Raw genomic sequence first — 16,147 nt, 5'->3', positions numbered from 1 at the left:
CCGCTCAGCGGAGCGACTGCCGGAACTCCCGGAAGTTCCGTAACACGAACCACAGCAGGACGAGCCCGACACCGATACCGACCCCGAAGACGGCTGCGACTTCGAGCGGTGTCGGATCGATCTGCAGCGACATCAGGGCCATCGATCCCGCAACCAGGAGGACGAACCCGATCTTGAGGCGTCTGTTGGCTGTCGTCTTTTCGTCATCCGTGAGACTCGACCCGACCATCAGCCGTCCCAACTAAACAGGTCGTCCTCGGGGTTCTGTAACTCCGCCGTGGGGGCCGAGACGTGGAGCGTGACGAACTGCCACTCATCGCCGTTCTCACGCCGTTGGAGCGTGCCCGTCCACCGGGTGTCGAACTCGTAGTCGGAGTCGGTCTGGGTGTCGGTCCACGCCATCGACACCCGGTCGCTGAACCACGCGAGGTTCCCGTCGACCGAGACCGACAGGTCGTGGCTCTCGACGGTCCAGTCGTCGGTCGTCGCGGTCTGCTCGGAGAGCCCCGCGGCGATATCGGCGTAGCCGACCAGCCGCTCGCTGAGCCCGATCTTGATGCTGTCGGGTGCCTCCGCGAAAAACGACGACAGCGATTCACCCTCCCGCAGTGCCTCGTAGTAGGCAGTGATCGTTGTCTCGGCGTCCTGGTGCATAGTTGGCCGTCGACCGCAGGGGGCTTCAAATCAGTGTTTTAGTAGTCGGTCAATACCGTGTCGGTCCCGCCGGATCGGCGGTTCCTACTTCGTCGTGTGCCAATAGGAGACAGAGGCTAGTCGGTCACCCACCGTGCTCTTGCCGAGTCCCGTATCGAGCCGCCGGAGCGGCCGGGCGACCTCCCGTGGAAGCTGTCGATACAGCCCGTACGGGAGGATGAAGTCGTGTGACTCCGAGCGGAGTTCGAGCTCCGAATCCGCAAGCAGGCTCTCGACGTCACGCCGGGAGTAGAGCCGCGATCCCATCGGCAACAGCCAGTTGTAGATCACGCGCGTGCTCCCGAGGTTGAACGTGTCGAAAAACACCTCTCCCTTCGAGACACGACGGAGTTCGCGCAGAAAGGTCACGGGACGGTCCGCGAGATGGAAAAACCGCATTGCGAAGACGGCATCGAAGTGGTCATCGGGGAACGGCAGCCGGGCGGCATCGCCGCGCATGAACTCGACGTGGTCGTCGACACCTACCTCTTTGGCCTTCTGTCGACCCTGTGAGAGCATCGCGGGCGAGATATCGAGACCGATGATATCCGCGCCCTGTTGGGCCATCATCACCGTGAACCGACCGGTGCCGCAGGCGACCTCCAGGATTCGTTCTCCCTCGACCGGACCGAGCGCAGAGAGGACGGCCTCCTTTTCCCGCCGATCAATGAACGCCCCACCTTCAGAAAAGCGTTTGTCGTCGTACTCCTCGGCGACATCGTCGGCCTGATACCACTCTTTGCCTTTCACAGTAGCCGAATTTGCACACTGGAGCACTAAAACCGTACTGGATACGACCGTCACTCCCGGATACACATTCGACCAGCGAACCGACGCTGTTCGGACACTAATTTCCGGATTTATACTAGTATCCCCTTATACAATAGGTACTGATTTGCGAGATATGTAGACAACCTTTACCACCGGGCGCTTGATTCGAGTTATCATGAGCACTAGTCCGGTCGAGGCCAGCGGTCATGTGGAGCTGTCAGAAACCGAGTTCCGTAACCGACTCCGTGAGTTGCCGCCGAGTGCGAAACTCGTCGCCAAAGTTCTCGAAACCGACCAACCGCTCTCCCAGGGCCAGTTGGCCGACGAATCGCTGCTGCCGGATCGGACGGTGCGGTACGCACTTAACCGACTGGAGGAATCCGAGCTCGTCGGCTCGCGCTACAGTTTCAAAGACGCACGCAAACAGGTCTACTATCTCAACACGTAACGAAACAATACCGTATCTTTCACTGTTTTTTCTGTAGGAATTAGCAATCCGCCATTTTATATATTCTCTCTCGAAACGTCATGTATGCGGCTTTCGGTCGTCGTTCCAACCCTCAACGGACGAGACCAGCTGTCGTCCTGTCTCGACAGGCTGACAGCCGAGGCTCCCGACGCCGAAATCATCGTCGTCAACGGGCCCTCGGCCGACGGGACGACCGGGATGGTACGCGACCGAGACGACGTCGACGTCCTCGTGGAAGTCTCTGCCCGAACGGTCAACGTCGCCCGCAACGCGGGCATCGAAGTCGCTTCGGGCGACGTGATCGCCTTCGTTAGTTACGACCTACGGGTCGAAGACGACTGGCGGCAGGCCCTCGTCGACGGGCTCACCGACGCGCCGGTCGTCACGGGGCCGACTCACCGGACCGTCACGGGCGGGATGACGACCGAGTCGGCCGAACAGCGGCAGATCGCGGGGCGTGATGTGACCTACTTTTCCGGCGGCAACGTCGCCTTCGAGGCCGACGTCCTGGAGGACCTCGACGGGTTCGACGAGTATCTCGAAACCGGCGGCGCACGAGACGGGGCCCACCGGCTGGCCGGAATGGAGGTCGGCGTGAGGTGGCAACCCGAGATGTGCGTTCGGTGTGAATACGAGGCCGACGGCGGCCAGACACAGCGGGACTGGGGCTGGAAGTATCGCGCGTTGGCCTACCGGTTAGTCAAGAACTACGGCCTCCGGCCGACCGTCCTGCGGCGGACCGTCTCCCATGCACTGGGCGATGCTGCCGCCACCGCACGGGACGTGATCGGCGGGGATGCCCAACCGACCGCGTGGTTCGGGACGGGGCGGGACGTGATCTCGGGGATCGCAACCGGAAGCTCCGACGGAATGGTCGCCCGAGCACGGGATCGGGAATCCTCTCGAAACCCACATGGCATCTCGAAACGCGCCGACAGAGCGGTCGCCCGATACGACTGGCGGGACAAGTAGGCGGTGGCTACTGCGGGGCGAAGCCAGGAATCAGCCGCGTCGGATTCTTGTTGAATACCTTGTTCATCGCGTCCTCGGAGACATCGAGTGTGAGGATCTCCATGATCGCGACGTTCGGATGGACTTGTGGCGTGCCGCTGCCGAAGAGGATACGGTCTGGATATTCTAGAAGGCCGCGTTCGAGCAGTTCTCGGGAGCGGACCGCCCACGAGTCCAGATACAGCCGGTCGTAGGCGTCCAAAAGATCGAGCGATTCGGCCATTCGCCCGCGATCCATGGGGTAGCCGCCGAAGCCAGCCAGAATAACGGGGAACCCCTCGCCGATGAGTTCGCCTTCGGCCGCCCGCGGCGAAAACGAATCCCGGCAGTAGACGATCACCGGCAAGTCGACGGCCGCCAACTCGTCGCGGACCTCCTCGTCAGGGAGTCCGTCGACCGCGGGATCGAGGACGAAGCCGTGAAACCGGTCGTCATAGGCGTACTGTTCGACATCACCCGGTCGGGTATGGTAGTTCTCGCGTGTGGCCCGCATATTCCGCATTGTGGCAATCGCCCCGCCGGTGGCATCCAGCTGGCCGTTGAGCCGGGCGAAGGCGAGAAACGGTCGATCGACGCTGAGCCGGGCGACCGCGTTGTTCGCCCGGAGATAGCCCGTGGTCTCGGCGTGGGGACTGGGCGAGACCGCCGCCCGGACGATACCGGCCTGGTGGCACTCCCGTTCCAGCTGGTCGGGGCCGGTGTCCCGCCCGTAGGTCGTCACGGCCATCTCGTCGTGGTCGAGGTAGGCGTGACAGTCGACCACGCGAAAGCCGTGTTCCAACTCCAACATCGTCTCCTCGTCGGACCGCCTCCCTAATAGTTGTTTCAGCACAGTCGACTGTCTCCGTTTCAGGGTTGTCCTGGAGCGGTCGTCTCCTCTACCGCCGCTCCCTCGGGTGATTAGCGGAATCAAGGATAGAAAATTTTATATAGAACTGCAAACCATCTGGTAGTGAGGGTATTCATAATGTCATCACGAGGTCAACAGCCACTGTTCATTCTCTCGGAGAACAACGAACGGACGAAAGGACAGGCCGCCCAAGACTCAAACATTCGCGCAGGCAAGGCCGTTGCCAACGCGGTGCGGACCACACTGGGCCCGAAAGGAATGGACAAGATGCTCGTCGGCTCGTCGGGTGATGTCACCATCACCAACGACGGCGCGACCATCCTCAACACGATGGATATCGAGCATCCCGCCGCACAGATGATCGTCGAGGTCGCCGAGACCCAGGAAGTGGAAGTCGGCGATGGAACAACGACTGCCGCAGTGCTGGCGGGCGAACTCCTCTCGGAGGCCGAGGAGCTGCTCGACTCGGATCTCCACCCGACGGTGATCGTCGAGGGGTATCACGAGGCCGCCCGCCTCGCCCAGGAGGCCATCGACGAGCAGGTCCTGGACATCGACCTCGACGACGACATTCTCGAAGCGGTCGCCGAATCCAGTATGACCGGCAAAGGGACCGGCGACGTGACCGCCGAGGTGCTGGCTGCACAGGTCGTCGGGGCCGTCCAGCAGGTCGCAGGCGGCGACCGAATCGACCGCGAAGACATCCGCATCCACACCCAGACCGGCGCGGCCTCCAGTGCGACCGAACTCGTCGACGGCGTCGTGCTCAGCGAGGAGCCCGCCAACGCCAACATGCCCCGCAGCGTCGAAGACGCGACCGCGGCGATTCTGGATGCCGACCTCGAAGTCCGGACGAGCGAGGCCGACGCCGAGTACAAGGTTTCGAGCGTCGACCAGCTCAACGCCGCCGTCGAGGCCGAAGACAGCGAGCTCCGGCGCTACGCCGAGACGCTGACCGACGCGGGCGTCGAGGTGTTGTTCTGTACCGGCGACATCGACGACCGCGTGGCTGGCTATCTGGCCGACGCCGGGATCCTGGCCTTCGAGAGCGTCTCCTCGAAGAAATCGAAGTCACTCGCCAAGGCGACGGGTGCGAAACACCTCGGCACGCTGTCTGACCTCGATACCGAGGATCTCGGCACGGTCGACTCGGTGTCGATCCAAACCTACGGCGACGAGGAGGCTGCCTTCGTCGACGGCGGCACCGAGACCGACTACGTCACGCTGTTCGTCCGCGGCAGCACCGACCACGTGATCGACGAGCTCGAACGCGCGCTCAACGACGCGATCGACGTCACCATCGCCGCCCTCGACAAAGGTGGCGTCGTCCCCGGTGCGGGTGGCACCGAGGTCGCCATCTCCGACCACATCCGGAGCCACGCCGCCGGTGTCGAGGGTCGCAAACAGCTCGCTATCGACGCCTTCGCCGACGCCGTCGACGCCCTGCCGCGCACGCTGGCCGAAAACACCGGGATGGACGCCATCGACGCGCTGGTCGACCTCCGCGCCCAGCACGATGCGGAGGGGATCGCTGGCATCGTTTCGACCGGCCGCAGCGGCGAGATCGGCGATCCCGTCGAGGCAGGTATCCTGGACCCAGCGGCGGTCAAACGCGAGGCTATCGAGTCGGCGACCGAGGCTGCGACGATGATCCTGCGGATCGACGACGTCATCACCTCGGAGTAGTCGACGCACCCCGCGGTCCGGCTTTTACATACTGGTACCGACTCTCGCTGTGTATTCGGCAATCCGCATCGAATCGTCGAGCTGACAGCGAAACGAGGCGTACCGTTCTCGAACCAATATAAATAGTCGCCGACTAACTACCTGACTGCATCGGGTAGTAGCTGTGGTAACACACGGCAGCAGAGATAGTAGCTCCTTTGTAGGTCGACGACCACATTAGGTCGAAGACAGTCAGCGATTCCGAGGGACACACTACATATGCCGAAAGAATACGACTTAGTCATCGTTGGCGGCGGAATCAGCGGCGCATCGTTACTGTACACGGTTGCCACGTTCACCGACATCGAGCGGGTCGCACTGATCGAAAAGGAAGACGAGATCGCGGCGATCAACTCCCACCACACGAACAACTCCCAGACGCTCCACTTCGGAGATATCGAGACCAACTATACCCTCGAAAAGGCCGAGAAAGTCAAGGAGGGCGCGGAGATGGTCGCGGGCTATCTCGAAGCCAAAGACCCCGACCGCGAGATGCACAGCAAGCGGAGCAAGATGGTGCTGGCGGTCGGCGACGACGAGGTCGACAAGCTCGAATCCCGCTACGACGACGAGGGGTTCGGCGATCTGTTCCCCAAACTCGAAGCCATCGGCCGCGAGGAGATCGCCGAGATCGAGCCCAAGGTCGTCGAGGGTCGTGATCCGAGCAAAGAGCTACTCGCGCTCCAGACGCCCGACGGCTACACCGTCGACTACGGCGAACTCTCGAAGGCCTTCGTCGATCAGGTCCGGGAACACGAACACGTCGATGTCTACACCGGAACCAAAGTCGAGCGCGTCAACGAGACCGACGACGAGTTCCTCATCGAGACCGAAAACGAGGGCTGGTTCGCGGCGGATACGACAGTCGTCACCGCGGGCTCCCACAGCCTCCAGATCGCCAAGAAAATGGGCTACGGCGAGGACCTGTCGCTGCTGCCGGTCGCGGGGAGCTTCTTCGTCGCCAACGAGGGCCTCCTGAACGGGAAGGTCTACACCCTCCAGATGAAGAAACTGCCGTTCGCGGCGGTCCACGGCGACGCCGAGGTCCACGACCAGAACATGACGCGGTTCGGCCCAACCGCGAAGGTCGTCCCGGGGCTCGAACGCGGCGAGCTGTCGTCGGTTCCGGACTTCTTCGACGTCTTCGGGATGAATCCGGACTCCTTCCTCAGCTACGCCAACATCATGGCCGACCGGATCCTCTTCCCGTTCGTCATCGAAAACCTGCTGTACGATATCCCCGTGGTCGGCCGGAAGACGTTCCTGCCGGACGTCCAGAAGGTCGTCCCGACTGTCGAGGAGGGCGACATCAAGCGAGCGAAAGGGTTCGGCGGCATCCGGCCGCAGATCGTCAACACGAAGACGAAATCTCTCGATATGGGCGAGGCCAAAATCACCGGCGACGACATCATCTTCAACATCACGCCCTCGCCGGGGGCCTCGACCTGTCTGAAGAACGCGATGCGCGACACCAAGCAAGTGATCGAGTTCCTCGATGGCGAACACGAGTTCGACGAGGACGGCTTCCGCCGGGCGACGATCGACAACTTCCCGCGCGAGGCCGAAGCCGAACCGGCTCCGGCCGACGACTGAACTGCTGGCTGTGCTGGCTGTTTTTATATAACTCCCGACAGCGACAGGAGGACTACGCCGAGACTGACCAGTCCGAGGCCGAAGCCGATCCGTGCGAGGTTCGGACCGCGGTGGGGAGTCGGGTCGAGAAACGAGTGATGTGGGTTGGCCCGGTCGTAGTAGACGGTCGTCGACGCGCCGGGCTCGTAGTTATCGATCACCGAGCGGACCGCCGATTCGCTGTGGAACAGTTTCGTATACCGGCTCGAACCGGGGTAGATCCGCGTGCCGCGAAGCCGCTGGGTCGGCGTCTGATACTCGTATGTGACTGCGGGAACGTACGCCGACCTAGTGCCGTTTTTTACCTGTTCGATATCGACGGTCTCGATCGTGCCGCTGGCCGCCTCGGCGCGGCTAACAGCCCCACGTTGGTGACGGTACTGCCGAGCCCCGCTCCAGGACAACGCGAGACCAGCCACTACGAGAAGCGCGCTTGTCACACCGAAGACGGCGGTTTCGGGTGTGACGGCCATATCGGGAATTGTCGACCCACGGCCAAAAGGCTACGCCGACGGTCGATCCCCGTCAGCTATTCGGTGACCAGATCGAGCCGCCCGCTCAGCGTCGAGCGGATCGCGCCGGTATCGCCGCCGATACGGACGATCTGGAACCCCTGTTCGACGGCCTCGCGCGCAGCAATCGGATCGTTCTGAATCCGCCCGATCGGGACGCCAGCCTCCAGACAGGCCTCGCGGGTGCGGTCGATGGCGGCCTGTAGTTGTTCGGGGTTCTTGTCCAAGGGGTCGCCGCCGGACAACGACATCGAGAGGTCCGCCGGGCCGAGAAAGGCAAAGCCGAGCCCTGGCAGCGAGAGGACCTCTTCGATGTTCTCGACGGCCTGTTGGTTTTCGATCATCGTCCCCACCAGCACCTCGCTGTCCTCGCCGCCGATGTGGCTGTCGACGTAGCCCTCCCACTCGCTGGTGCGGCCGACGCCGACCCCGCGGTCGCCGACATCGCCATCGTAGGCGAAGTGGGCGGCTTCGAGCGCCGGGCGGAGCTGGTCGGCCGTCTCGATCCGGGGAATGAGGATCGTCCGGACGCCCGCATCCAGGACCTTCCTGACGAGTGCGGGCTCGGGTTTCGGCAGCCGGACCAGGAGTTCGGTGTCGCCAGCCTCCGCGGCGCGCGTGAGCTCCTCGAAGACGGTGCTGTCGTAAGGACTCGGCCCGCCGTGTTCGAAATCCAGCCAGACGAAATCCATGCCGACGGTGCCGAGCGTCTCGATGACTGTCGGCGAGAAGGTCGCACACGCCGCGCCGAAGATCGTCTCGCCGTTCTCGACTGCGCGCCGGAACCCGTTTTCGGTCCTCATTGGCTCGCCTCCCCTTCGAGTGCCTCGCGGTTGACCGTCGATGCCGGCAGGCCGCCCTCGTAGACGGTCCGGACGTTGGCCGCCGCGCCGCGACTCATGCGTTCGAGGGCGTCATAGGTGACGCCAGCAATGTGTGGAGTCATCAGGACCTCGCTATGCTCGTAGATCGGATGGTCGGCCCCCGGCGGCTCCTCCTCGAAGTTGTCGATGCCCGCCCCGGCGATCACGTCGTTGTCGAGTGCCGCAAGCAGGGCGTCTTTGTCGACGACGCCACCGCGGGAGGTATTGATGAGGACGCCGTCTTCGCCGAGGGCCTCGAACTGCGCGGTCGAGACGGCGTGGTAGGTGCCATCGACCAGCGGCACATGGAGGCTCACCGCATCCGACTCCCTGAAGAGGTCGATGAGTTCGTCGACGCGGCCGATCCCCTCGGGGATCCGGTCGGCGGGGTGGTTCGGATCGTAAATGATGACGTCGAGGCCGATTCCTTGGGCGATGGCCGCGGTTTCGTGGGCGATTGAGCCGAAGCCCATCAGTCCGAGGGTACTGTCCTGGAGTTCGTAGCCGACGAACGCCGAGCGATCCCAGCCGCCCGCACGGACGTGGCGGTCGGCGGCCGCGAGGTTGCGTCGGACGCCGAACTGGAGGGCAATCGCGTGTTCGGCCACCGACCGGGCGTTGACTCCGGGGGTGTTGCAGACCACGATGTCGTGTTCGGAGGCCGCCTCGATATCGACGTTATCCAGTCCGCTACCGTGTTTGGCGATCACCTGCAGGCTCTCGGCGCGCTCGATCACCTCCCGATCGAGTTCGGCGACCCTCACAATGACCGCGTCGTATTGTGCGATATCGCCGAGCGCATCGTCGACGCTATCGTAGGCATCCATGCCGGTACAGTCGGCGAAATCGTCGATCGATGACGGACCTGCCGGATCGATCTCTGGAGGGAGCAATATCTGCCACGGGGCTGACATACCACCAGATTTGTGACGATCGGTGAAAAGTATAGGAGTCGAAAAACAGCTGTTTCAGGCCCCATATCTCTGAATATCGAGGATTTTGATATATTTCAGAGAGTGGCTATTCGGCCGATCACCGTCTCGGCGTCAGCGATCGTGGCGAACTCCCCGTTGAGGTGAGCGAGGGCAGTGCGGTGGACCGTCTCGGCGTCGAACCGCTCGCCGTCGAGGTGGCGGTCGAACGTCGCCGTCGCGTCCCGAGCGACGACGACTTCGTACCCCCTGTTTTCGGCCATCCGCGTCGTCGTCGAGACACAGTGGTCGGTCGTCAATCCACAGACGACAAGCGTTTCGAGGTCCCGCTCGCGGAGCCACGCGTCCAGCCCGGTGTTTATAAATGCGCCGTTGACGCGCTTGACGAACTCCGGCTCGTCGTCGCGGGGCTGGAGGTTGGATTTAAAAGCGAAGCCGGATGCGTCGCCGCGGAGTGGGGAGTCGGGGTCGGTCGAGTCGTGGCGGACGTGGACGACCGGCAGCCCCCGCTCGCGCCAGGCCGCCAGCAGGTCGGCCGCCCGAGTCTCGGCTTCGGGATTGTTCCGCTCGCCCCACCGCGGCTCGTCGAACCCCTCCTGGAAGTCGACGAGCACGAGTACCGGCCGATCGCCGAGCACGAGGCTCATATCGAGGCCACCGGCTCCCCGTCGTCGATGAGCCGCCGTGATTTGGGATGTTCGCGGGAGACGGCGATGGGGCAGTCGTCGGGGGCTTGGTCGTCGTCCGCCGAGAGCAGATACTGGGGCCACTCGCGGTCGCCGTCGACGCCCCAGTCGCCGATGTCGGCGTGGGGGCAGACGCCGTCGTAGTCCTCAAGCCGATCTTGAATCACCTCGCGGGCGTGCTGGCCTTTCTCGGTGTCGGCGGTGACATCGAGCGTCTCGAACAGCGCCCGCGGCTGGAAGGTGATCTCCAGGCCGATCGGACAGTAGCGGCTCTTCCGCGTCTCATAAAAGGGGGCCCGGCAGGTCGGGAAGATCGGCTCGCCAGCGAAGGAAAACTCCCAGTAGGGGTCGTCGGGGTCGGTCGGGATCTCCTCGGGCCACGGCTCGGGGTCGTGGACGTGGAGGAACTGGAGGATGTGCCAGAGGTGTTCGTGATAGTCAGCCTCCGAGAGCTCCGTCTCGGGCGGTTTGAAGAACGTCACCAGCGAGGCGGTCTCGCTGTACTCTTGCCAGCTATCGAGGTACTCCCCGAGGACGCGCCCGAGATCGAGCAGGGCGTCCTTGTCGGTCAGCGACGGCACCACGGCGTACAGCGGCTCGCCGTTTTTGACGGATTCGATCCCGAAATAGCAGGGAAACGGCGAACCGTTCCGTTCGCCGAGCAAGCCGTCACGGAACGAACACCAGTGGTCGGCAACCCAGTCGGGGGCCTCGCCGCGCGCGACGCGCCGGGCGAGCGTCTCCTGGTCTAATAGTTTGCCACTGATCCGGTCTACCATACCAACCGTAGGCTGTCGGGTTTCTTCATCGCTTCGGTCTTCCGGTCGCAGAACGCCGTCGACAGCAGTGAAACACGCGGAGAGATCGTAAAAACAGAATATAAAAGGACCAAAATCAAACGAACCTTCGAATCCACTCCAAAATAAGCGATTTACAACTCATATATCACAATTCGAAACGAATGCCCATTGTTTGCTCTCAAAATTGTTCACTATTTATATTCTATATAAATACTTTAGTGGCTTGTTATTCGTTCACAACACAACCAATGGCAACAGAGCAGTCGACCCCGGTAGGGGGCGAAGGTGTTGGTATCGAAGACGGGTTGATCGCGAACGCACAGGGGGCGGTTGGCGTCGTTCACGCCACCTCGGAGTCGGTCGACGAGCGGCTCTCGTTGATTCGGGATGCCGCGAGCACGCAGGTCGAGGACATGGAGACCGTCGCCGAGGACGTCACTGACCTGAGTGCGACGATCCAGGAGGTCGCCGCCAGCGCCGACGAGGTGAGCGCGACGACTGATCGGGCGGCGACAGCTGCCTCCGACGGCCGGGAGGCGACGAGTGAGGCGACCGAAGCGATGGAAGCGGCGTCGGCGGCCACACAGCGGGTCGCCAACCGGGTCGAGACGCTCGAATCCCAGATCGATCGCATCAACGAGGTCGTCGACGTGATCGACGATATCGCCGACCAAACCAATCTGCTCGCGCTCAATGCCTCGATCGAGGCCGCCCGCGCGGGCGAGGACGGCGCGGGGTTCGCGGTCGTCGCCGACGAGGTCAAATCGCTGGCCGAGGAGTCCCAGTCCCGAACCGAGGAGATCGAAACCTCGGTTACGGAGATTCAGTCGGTGACCGACGAGCTGACCGACGCGCTCGATTCGGCCGTCGAGGCGGTCGAAACCGGGGCCGAAGAGGTCACCACCGCCGAATCCCAGCTGGATATCGTCGACGACGAGATGGAGTCGGCAGCCGCGGGGGTCGACGAGGTCTCCGAAGCGGTCTCGGAGGGCGCGGAGGCCAGCACCCGGGTGGCGAACGTTACCCGGAACACCGCCGATGCGGCCCGCGAGATCGAGTCCTCTGTCACCGAGATCCACGACGAGCGGGCCCAGACGACCGACCTGCTCGGCGAGATCGACGACGCGCTGTCGACCGCGCGCCAGCACCGCGACCGGCGGCTCGACGAGGCCGACACCGTCCCGACGGGGATCGACGACTTCGACCGCGACGGCAGCCTGCCCGCGGGCTCCCGCGACGTCATTCTCACCGACACCGAAGGGTCACCGACCGCCGAGAGCGCAGTCGACGAAGCGGTCGCGGGCTTTGCTGCGGCGGCGATCGACGCCGGGTGGGCCGTCTCGCTGTCGCCGACGGCCAGCCTCGACCGGTCGACGCTCCAAACCGTCCTGCAACGCGAGGCGGGTGTCACCCTCGACGACGCGCTGGCGAGCAACCGGCTGTTCGTTCTCGACCTCTTCGGCTCCTGGCGACCCGAGGAGAACGTGATCGATGTGACCAAGAGCAGCCTCTCGCGAGCCAACAGTCAGGTCGACGCCAAGCGGGACCGGCCCTGCGTGGTGATCGGCAACATCGCGGGGGAACTCGACCTGATGGGTGAGGCGGCCGTCAGGGAGAATACCTACGCCAACGACGGCGAGACGCTGAGCGACGACGACCTCGTGGTGAACGTCGTCGACGAAACGACGGTGCCCCAGCAGCTCCAGTCGTTCTACGTCGGCGCGGCCGACAACACCTGTCGGCTCGACGGTCGCTAACCAGAGAGCCGACCGGGCTCCCAGTGGTCGGGAGTCGACGGTGAGTATAAAAGACCGCCAGCCGAAGCCGGATATATGACTGTCCTCACGCCGTTCGATGGCTCGGAACTAGCCAAGACCGCCCTGAAGCGGGCCGAGACGTTCGCCGACAGCCGCGACGAGGAGAGCGTCGCCCTGACGGTGTTCCCCGATGACGCGGGGTTCGCCGTCGAGCGAGGGTGGGTCCCCTCGGAGGCGGCCTACGACCCCAAAGCGTTGTGCCAGCAGTTCGAACAGCAGGTCGAGGAGATCTCCCCGGCGACGAGCTTTCGCTGCGAGCAGCCCGCCGACAGCGAGGTGTTGACTGCCACCGCGACCGACGATATCACGCGGACGATCCGAGAAGTCGCCGCCGAACTCGACGTCTCGGTGATCTTCATCGGCACCGAGAACGCCGGGCGCATCTCGACGCCGGTGACGAGCGTCGGCAGCCCGCTGTCGAAGGACCCGCAGTACGACGTTCACATCGTCCGTCACACCGAGTAGCTCGGCGGCGATCCAGTCGGGAGTACGGCCGACAACAACAGCCACAGTTCTCACCGCATGGGAAGGTCCTGTACTGATTAGTATCTGCCTGCTAACGTCCAGTTATGAAGTATCTCGTGGCAACAGACGGCTCCGATGTCAGCGACAGAGCGATCGAACACGCCGCCATCGAGTCGACCGCGTGGGATGCGCCGCTCGAAATCGTCCACGTGCTCACACCCGAGCCGAAACTGGTCGACGGCAGCCTCGTGATTCCGGGCAGCGAGACGGCTGTCGACCACGGGACACAACTGCTGTCGGAGGCCGAACGATTGGCTGAGACGGCCGCCGACAAACGCGAGGCGAGTATCGAAACGTCGACCGAACTGTTGGCTGGCCAGCCCGCCGACAGGATCACGGCCTACGCCGCCGAAAACGGCTTCGACGCGATCTACGTCGGCCACCACGGCGAGGCTGACGACGCCTCGAACCGGGTCGGCAGCGTCGCCAAAAGCGTCCTGGACAAAGCAACCGTCCCCGTAACGATCGTCAAATAACGAGCAGAACGGAATTTTCACTGCGGATATCTACGTCGTCAGGAGCTACTGCGCCGAATACGTCCCGCGAGTCAGTCGAGTCGCATCGCGGCATCCCGATCGACCAGCGGGTCGGCGTTCGTCGTCGGCAGGGTGACCACGTCCTCCGAGCGGAGGGTGTACTCCCGGCCGTCGACGCCGAATATCTCGCCGACGTTTTTCGTGATTCGAACCGTGGTTCGGTCCTCGCCGTCGGTATCCGATGCCGCCCCGGATTCGTCGGTTGGGTCCGGGTTCGCGTTGGTCGGGTCCGGACTGTCGTCGGCTGCCTCCGCGTCACCGCCAGCCGACGCCGTCGGTGGCTGGTCGAGGGGTGTGTCGCCTCCAGGAGCATCGCTCGCCACGTCGGTGGCCGTTCCGCCATCGGTCGATGTCCCCAACACGGCGTCGGGCTCGGGCTCGGCCTCCGGCGGCGGGATCTCCTCGGGCGAGCTATCGGTCGGCTCCGTCTCGGGCGTACTCGACGCTGTCTGTTCGGGGGCTGCGGGCGTGGCTTGCTCGGCTGTTTCAGCTGTCGACTCCGAGTTGCCGCCCATCGCATCGGCGAGCACCCCGTCGGCGGCCGACTCGGTTGCGGGCTCGGGTTCCGCGGCTCGGTCGGTCGGAGACGGTGGCGGCGTCGGCTCCGCGTCGGCCGTAGCCGCACCGGCCTGCTCGGCCGACTCGCCGTTGCCGGACAGCACGTCGAGGACCGCGTTTTTGTTCCGTTCGATGCGGTCGACCAGGTCCTCGAAGAGGTCCCGTTCCTCGGTAGTCATCCCATCGTCGTCGACCGGCATCTCGGCGGCGGCAAACGAGGCGAGCTTGACCACTTTGCCGACGCGCCGTTCGTACACCGCTTCGGCGACCTCCTCGGCGGTTTCCAGCTCGTCGGAGAGCCGCCGGACTTCGTCGTCCGAGAAGGGGTTCTCGACCTGTTTGGCGCGGCGGTCCCGGCTGGCCTTGAGGTCCTGTAAGTAGGCCGCGACGTCTTCGTAGAAGGAATCCCGCAGCTGCTGGAGGCTGTCCTTGCGGCGTTCCTTCGATTGGACTGTCCGAAGCTCGTCGAGTTTCATGTTTTGTCGGCCTCGCCGCGCGCCATAAGAAAGACGCCGACGTACTCTGCTACTGTGTGTGTACCCGGCTCCAACTTAGTTATGTCGCCCGCGAGTTCGACCCGCCGCGGTTCGTCGGTCGTAATCTCGATCTCCCGGCCGCGGAACCGATCGGGCACCGCATCGACCAGCGGATCGAAGGCGTCGAGATCGTCGCGGTCGATGGGTGTCACCACGAGTCCGCTGCCGCCGTGTAGCGTCTTCGGCAGGCGAATGAGTCGGTGGGTGTCGGTGGTAACGGGTTCGTCGATCGGGGCCGTCTGGGTCTCGATGACCCGCTCGACGAGCGTGTCTTTGAGCAGTCGGATGCCGGGCCCGCCCGCCTCCATGTTCCCCTCGCCGATCGCATCGGGGTTCGCTTTGAGGGAACCCAGAATGGTCTCGGCGCGGCCGTCGCCGATGCCGTCGATCTCGGTGAGGCGGGCGAGCGCCTCCTCGTCGTCCATCTCCCGAAGTTCGTCGGCGAGATCGACCATCTCCCGGTGGACTCTGCGTCCCCACCCACCCTCGGTCTGCAACATCCGCTGGTTGGTGGCTCCAGGAGAGACGATCCGGATCAGTCCGTCAGTATCCAGCCCGTTAGCCAGTACATAATCGACGATCTCGCGGCGCGCGTCGCTATCGAGGTCCTGGATCTCCTCGTCCCGAACGTGGACGTGGTAGCCCCGCCCGCCCGAGAAGACGACGCTCACGTCGTCGAAGCCGAAATCGTCCTCGACGAACGTCAGCAGGCGGTAGAGAGCGTCCTTGCAGGCGGCCAGCATCTCGGCGTAGGTCGCGTCGTCGGGGTCGATGCTGGGGAGGTGGTCGGCGTCAAGATCGAATACGAGGTCCGCGCCCTGCCACCCCTTTTGAGACATCGTGCTCGCGGAAGGGTCGGTGTAGCGGGCGGCCGAAAAGTAGGCGTGCCGCGGGGCTTCGCGGGCCAGGAAGTCGTCGACGTCGCCGAGATCGAGTTGGGACTGGTGGCGAACCATCGTCGTGCCCGTGCCGGGCGTCCACGGGATGTGGCCCCACTCGCGTTCGTTGGCCGCGGGCGGGAGCGCAACCGTCGACCCCCGGTAGTAATCGCCGAAGCGGTCCTGGAGGTACTCACGGGTGCGGTCGTCCATTCGACTCGTGGTTATGCAGAGGCTACTAAAGTCGTTACCGTTCGGTCGGCCACAGGAACGCCGACCCAGCGCCGCCACCGAGCGCCACCACCGACTGGCAACCAACCGACCGTAGCCGGAAACCGAGTGTGAGCAAGCCG

Annotated in this window: 18 protein-coding genes; 7 read left to right on the top strand and 11 right to left on the bottom strand. The window is 63.9% G+C overall.

Annotated features, from left to right (window positions below; genetic code table 11):
• Positions 1–4: 4 nt before the first annotated feature.
• The 3 genes from NO877_RS10990 to NO877_RS10980 form a co-directional block, all read right to left on the bottom strand.
• Positions 5–229, bottom strand: a complete 225-nt coding sequence (locus NO877_RS10990; RefSeq protein WP_256396383.1) for a hypothetical protein — start codon at positions 227–229, stop codon at positions 5–7.
• Entirely contained in the window at positions 229–654 is a 426-nt protein-coding gene (locus tag NO877_RS10985) for a YybH family protein (RefSeq protein WP_256396382.1), read from the bottom strand. Before NO877_RS10985 ends, NO877_RS10990 begins: the two co-directional genes overlap by 1 nt.
• Before the next feature lie 84 nt (positions 655–738).
• Entirely contained in the window at positions 739–1,443 is a 705-nt protein-coding gene (locus NO877_RS10980; protein WP_256396381.1) for a class I SAM-dependent methyltransferase, read from the bottom strand.
• 196 nt (positions 1,444–1,639) lie between these two features.
• On the opposite strand from NO877_RS10980, the gene NO877_RS10975 reads away from it, so the two are divergent.
• Together NO877_RS10975 and NO877_RS10970 are read left to right on the top strand one after the other, a co-directional pair.
• Positions 1,640–1,912 (top strand): MarR family transcriptional regulator, encoded by a 273-nt coding sequence (locus NO877_RS10975; protein WP_256396380.1) that lies wholly within the window; start codon positions 1,640–1,642, stop codon positions 1,910–1,912.
• Between the two features lie 84 nt (positions 1,913–1,996).
• Positions 1,997–2,905, top strand: coding sequence for a glycosyltransferase family 2 protein (locus NO877_RS10970; protein WP_256396379.1), 909 nt, complete (start codon positions 1,997–1,999; stop codon positions 2,903–2,905).
• A gap of 7 nt (positions 2,906–2,912) precedes the next feature.
• Here the strand turns inward: NO877_RS10970 and NO877_RS10965 are convergent, their stop codons facing one another.
• Positions 2,913–3,734 carry an amidohydrolase family protein gene (locus NO877_RS10965; protein ID WP_256396626.1) on the bottom strand — a complete coding sequence of 274 codons (822 nt, stop codon included), beginning with the start codon at positions 3,732–3,734 and terminating at the stop codon, positions 2,913–2,915.
• Positions 3,735–3,911: 177 nt separating this feature from the next.
• Here NO877_RS10965 and thsA point away from each other — a divergent pair, with 177 nt between their 5' ends.
• Positions 3,912–5,480: a thermosome subunit alpha gene (gene thsA / locus NO877_RS10960; RefSeq protein ID WP_256396378.1), complete on the top strand. Its 1,569-nt coding sequence runs from the start codon at positions 3,912–3,914 to the stop codon at positions 5,478–5,480.
• A 258-nt stretch (positions 5,481–5,738) separates the two neighbouring features.
• A complete protein-coding gene (locus tag NO877_RS10955; RefSeq protein ID WP_256396377.1) occupies positions 5,739–7,112 on the top strand; it encodes an FAD-dependent oxidoreductase in 1,374 nt (457 codons plus the stop codon).
• A 23-nt stretch (positions 7,113–7,135) separates the two neighbouring features.
• On the opposite strand, the gene NO877_RS10950 is transcribed toward NO877_RS10955, so the two are convergent.
• From NO877_RS10950 to NO877_RS10930, 5 genes are all read right to left on the bottom strand, one after another.
• Positions 7,136–7,624, bottom strand: coding sequence for a DUF3592 domain-containing protein (locus NO877_RS10950; protein WP_256396376.1), 489 nt, complete (start codon positions 7,622–7,624; stop codon positions 7,136–7,138).
• A gap of 56 nt (positions 7,625–7,680) precedes the next feature.
• Positions 7,681–8,466, bottom strand: coding sequence for an HpcH/HpaI aldolase family protein (locus NO877_RS10945; RefSeq protein WP_256396375.1), 786 nt, complete (start codon positions 8,464–8,466; stop codon positions 7,681–7,683).
• The gene (locus NO877_RS10940; protein ID WP_256396374.1) at positions 8,463–9,440 is read right to left on the bottom strand and encodes a hydroxyacid dehydrogenase; all 978 of its coding nucleotides are present in this window, start codon (positions 9,438–9,440) and stop codon (positions 8,463–8,465) included. The genes NO877_RS10945 and NO877_RS10940 overlap by 4 nt, the downstream gene beginning before the upstream one ends.
• Positions 9,441–9,535: 95 nt before the next feature.
• Positions 9,536–10,105: a cysteine hydrolase family protein gene (locus NO877_RS10935; protein WP_256396373.1), complete on the bottom strand. Its 570-nt coding sequence runs from the start codon at positions 10,103–10,105 to the stop codon at positions 9,536–9,538.
• Entirely contained in the window at positions 10,102–10,923 is an 822-nt protein-coding gene (locus NO877_RS10930) for a YqcI/YcgG family protein (RefSeq protein WP_256396372.1), read from the bottom strand. The genes NO877_RS10935 and NO877_RS10930 overlap by 4 nt, the downstream gene beginning before the upstream one ends.
• 269 nt (positions 10,924–11,192) lie before the next feature.
• On the opposite strand from NO877_RS10930, the gene NO877_RS10925 reads away from it, so the two are divergent.
• From NO877_RS10925 to NO877_RS10915, 3 genes are all read left to right on the top strand, one after another.
• Positions 11,193–12,701: a methyl-accepting chemotaxis protein gene (locus tag NO877_RS10925; RefSeq protein WP_256396371.1), complete on the top strand. Its 1,509-nt coding sequence runs from the start codon at positions 11,193–11,195 to the stop codon at positions 12,699–12,701.
• Positions 12,702–12,776: 75 nt separating this feature from the next.
• Positions 12,777–13,226 carry a universal stress protein gene (locus NO877_RS10920; protein WP_256396370.1) on the top strand — a complete coding sequence of 150 codons (450 nt, stop codon included), beginning with the start codon at positions 12,777–12,779 and terminating at the stop codon, positions 13,224–13,226.
• Between the two features lie 104 nt (positions 13,227–13,330).
• The gene (locus NO877_RS10915; RefSeq protein WP_256396369.1) at positions 13,331–13,762 is read left to right on the top strand and encodes a universal stress protein; all 432 of its coding nucleotides are present in this window, start codon (positions 13,331–13,333) and stop codon (positions 13,760–13,762) included.
• A gap of 71 nt (positions 13,763–13,833) precedes the next feature.
• Here NO877_RS10915 and NO877_RS10910 read toward each other — a convergent pair whose 3' ends face one another.
• Both NO877_RS10910 and priS read right to left on the bottom strand, forming a co-directional pair.
• Positions 13,834–14,856 carry a DNA replication complex subunit Gins51 gene (locus NO877_RS10910; RefSeq protein ID WP_256396368.1) on the bottom strand — a complete coding sequence of 341 codons (1,023 nt, stop codon included), beginning with the start codon at positions 14,854–14,856 and terminating at the stop codon, positions 13,834–13,836.
• Complete coding sequence (priS, locus tag NO877_RS10905) at positions 14,853–16,007, bottom strand: DNA primase small subunit PriS (protein WP_256396367.1); 1,155 nt, start codon at positions 16,005–16,007, stop codon at positions 14,853–14,855. The genes NO877_RS10910 and priS overlap by 4 nt, the downstream gene beginning before the upstream one ends.
• Positions 16,008–16,147: the final 140 nt, after the last annotated feature.

This window comes from Halohasta litorea, assembly GCF_024494645.1.
GTDB classification, from domain to species: Archaea; Halobacteriota; Halobacteria; order Halobacteriales; family Haloferacaceae; genus Halohasta; species Halohasta litorea.
Note: the sequence above shows the minus strand (reverse complement) of the source record. Positions and strands in the feature narration are given on the sequence as shown.

What these genes read in the sequence shown, in the direction of transcription:
- NO877_RS10990 (WP_256396383.1), bottom strand. Translation starts at nt 229, where the DNA reads ATGGTCGGGTCGAGTCTCACGGATGACGAAAAGACGACAGCCAACAGA.
- NO877_RS10985 (WP_256396382.1), bottom strand. Translation starts at nt 654, where the DNA reads ATGCACCAGGACGCCGAGACAACGATCACTGCCTACTACGAGGCACTG.
- NO877_RS10975 (WP_256396380.1), top strand. Translation starts at nt 1,640, where the DNA reads ATGAGCACTAGTCCGGTCGAGGCCAGCGGTCATGTGGAGCTGTCAGAA.
- NO877_RS10970 (WP_256396379.1), top strand. Translation starts at nt 1,997, where the DNA reads ATGCGGCTTTCGGTCGTCGTTCCAACCCTCAACGGACGAGACCAGCTG.
- NO877_RS10965 (WP_256396626.1), bottom strand. Translation starts at nt 3,734, where the DNA reads ATGTTGGAGTTGGAACACGGCTTTCGCGTGGTCGACTGTCACGCCTAC.
- thsA (WP_256396378.1), top strand. Translation starts at nt 3,912, where the DNA reads ATGTCATCACGAGGTCAACAGCCACTGTTCATTCTCTCGGAGAACAAC.
- NO877_RS10955 (WP_256396377.1), top strand. Translation starts at nt 5,739, where the DNA reads ATGCCGAAAGAATACGACTTAGTCATCGTTGGCGGCGGAATCAGCGGC.
- NO877_RS10950 (WP_256396376.1), bottom strand. Translation starts at nt 7,624, where the DNA reads ATGGCCGTCACACCCGAAACCGCCGTCTTCGGTGTGACAAGCGCGCTT.
- NO877_RS10945 (WP_256396375.1), bottom strand. Translation starts at nt 8,466, where the DNA reads ATGAGGACCGAAAACGGGTTCCGGCGCGCAGTCGAGAACGGCGAGACG.
- NO877_RS10940 (WP_256396374.1), bottom strand. Translation starts at nt 9,440, where the DNA reads ATGTCAGCCCCGTGGCAGATATTGCTCCCTCCAGAGATCGATCCGGCA.
- NO877_RS10935 (WP_256396373.1), bottom strand. Translation starts at nt 10,105, where the DNA reads ATGAGCCTCGTGCTCGGCGATCGGCCGGTACTCGTGCTCGTCGACTTC.
- NO877_RS10930 (WP_256396372.1), bottom strand. Translation starts at nt 10,923, where the DNA reads ATGGTAGACCGGATCAGTGGCAAACTATTAGACCAGGAGACGCTCGCC.
- NO877_RS10925 (WP_256396371.1), top strand. Translation starts at nt 11,193, where the DNA reads ATGGCAACAGAGCAGTCGACCCCGGTAGGGGGCGAAGGTGTTGGTATC.
- NO877_RS10920 (WP_256396370.1), top strand. Translation starts at nt 12,777, where the DNA reads ATGACTGTCCTCACGCCGTTCGATGGCTCGGAACTAGCCAAGACCGCC.
- NO877_RS10915 (WP_256396369.1), top strand. Translation starts at nt 13,331, where the DNA reads ATGAAGTATCTCGTGGCAACAGACGGCTCCGATGTCAGCGACAGAGCG.
- NO877_RS10910 (WP_256396368.1), bottom strand. Translation starts at nt 14,856, where the DNA reads ATGAAACTCGACGAGCTTCGGACAGTCCAATCGAAGGAACGCCGCAAG.
- priS (WP_256396367.1), bottom strand. Translation starts at nt 16,007, where the DNA reads ATGGACGACCGCACCCGTGAGTACCTCCAGGACCGCTTCGGCGATTAC.